This window comes from Haloferax sp. s1, assembly GCF_058382125.1.
In genome coordinates, this window is sequence record NZ_JBZRPK010000223.1 from 1 (window position 1) to 2081 (window position 2081).

General features: G+C 62.8%; 2 protein-coding genes. Both read right to left on the bottom strand.

The window, feature by feature from the left end:
• On the bottom strand, positions 1–804 hold an 804-nt coding region (locus QT222_RS01945; RefSeq protein ID WP_491476133.1), incomplete at its 3' end, for a DNA gyrase subunit A.
• 1 nt (position 805) lies between these two features.
• Positions 806–2081: toprim domain-containing protein (locus QT222_RS01950; RefSeq protein ID WP_491476134.1), on the bottom strand; the 1276-nt coding region annotated here is incomplete at its 5' end.

Below are 2081 nucleotides of genomic sequence, written 5' to 3' on the forward strand. Positions count from 1 at the left end.
GATGACGATTCGGCCTTCCTCTTCGAACACGTCGTAGTCGGCGCGGACGCGAACGCGGCCGCGACCCGTCTTGTACGCCTTGTGGACCGCGTTTCGACCGACGATGTTCGCGCCGGTCGGGAAGTCGGGGCCCTTGACGTGTTCCATCAGGTCCGTGACGGTCGCGTCGGGGTTCTCGATGAGTTCGACGGTGGCGTCGATGACCTCACCGAGGTTGTGCGGCGGAATGTTCGTGGACATCCCGACCGCGATACCCGACGAACCGTTGACGAGCAGGTTCGGGAACGACGACGGGAGGACCGTCGGTTCCTGCATGCGGTCGTCGTAGTTCGACTGGAAGTCGACGGTGTCCTTGTCGATATCTTCGAGGAGTTCCTCGGCGATGGGGGACATCCGCGCTTCCGTGTACCGCATCGCGGCCGGTGGGTCGCCGTCGACGGACCCGAAGTTCCCCTGCCCGTCGACGAGGGGGTAGCGCATGGAGAAATCCTGCGCCATGCGCGCGAGGGCGTCGTAGATGGCGGAGTCGCCGTGCGGGTGGTAGTCACCCATCGTCTCGCCCACGATGGACGAGGACTTTCGGTGCGACGAGTGGGCGGTCACGCCAGCCTCGTGCATCGCATAGAGAATACGCCGGTGGACCGGCTTGAGACCGTCGCGCACGTCGGGGAGTGCGCGACCCGCGATGACCGACATCGCGTAGTCGATGTACGACTGTTCCATCTCGTCTTCGATGCGTGCGTTCTTCACTTCCGCCGCGATGCCCGCGTCGGGTTCGAATGTATCTGGTGCGTCAGAACTCATATTAGATATCTACCCACTCGGCGTCTGTCGCGTGGTCCTTGATGAACTGCTTTCGCGGACCGACGGCGTCGCCCATCAGGATATTGAACATGCGGTCGGCCGCGGCGGCGTCCTCGACAGTGATGCGCTTGAGGACGCGGTTTTCGGGGTTCATCGTCGTCTCCCACAGTTGGTCGGGATTCATTTCGCCGAGACCCTTGAACCGCTGGACCTGCGTGGGGTTGCCGTTGCACTTCTCTTCGATGATGCGGTCACGTTCCTCCTCGGTCATCACATCGTAGGTGTTGCCGCGGTAGCGAACGCGGTACAGCGGGGGTTGCGCCGCGTAGACGTAGCCCGCTTCGATGAGGGGGCGCATGTGCCGGTACAGAAGCGTCAGGAGCAACGTTCGGATGTGTGCTCCGTCAACGTCGGCGTCAGTCATCAGAATGATGCGCTGGTAGCGCGCCTTCTCGATGTCGAATTCGTCGCCGATACCCGCGCCGATGGCGGTGATGAGCGCTCGAACTTCGTTGTTTTCGAGGATTCGGTCGAGACGGTGTTTCTCGACGTTCAGAATCTTCCCGCGGAGGGGAAGAATCGCCTGGAACTTGCGGTCGCGGCCCTGTTTCGCGGAGCCACCTGCGGAGTCACCCTCGACGACGAACAGTTCGGACTCCGTGGGGTCGCGCGTCTGACAGTCCGCGAGTTTGCCCGGCAGCGACGTTGATTCGAGTGCGGACTTGCGGCGCGTGAGTTCCTCGGCCTGCTTTGCGGCTTTGCGGGCGCGAGCGGCCTCGACGGCCTTCGAGATGATGGCCGTCGCCGTGTCCGGGTTCTCCTCGAAGAACGTCCCGAGTTGCTCGTGAGTGACACTTTCGACGATACCACGAACCTCGGAGTTGCCGAGTTTCGTCTTCGTCTGCCCCTCGAACTGCGGGTCGGGGTGCTTGACCGAGATGACGGCGGTGAGACCCTCACGAACGTCCTCGCCGCGGAGATTGTCGCCGTCGAGGTCCGAGAGCATCCCCTCGGAGTTCGCGTAGTCGTTGACGACGCGGGTCAGCGCGGTCTTGAACCCGGTCAGGTGCGTCCCGCCTTCGCGCGTGTTGATGTTGTTGGCGAAGGCGTGGATGGAACCTTGCAGTTCGTCGGTCGCCTGCATGGCGATTTCGACCTCGATGCCTTCGGACTCGTCTTCGTAGTAGATGAGGCCGTCGTGGAGCGCCGCCTTCGTCTCGTTCAGGTACTCGACGAACTCGCGGATGCCGCCTTCGAAGAGGAAGGTGCTCGATTTG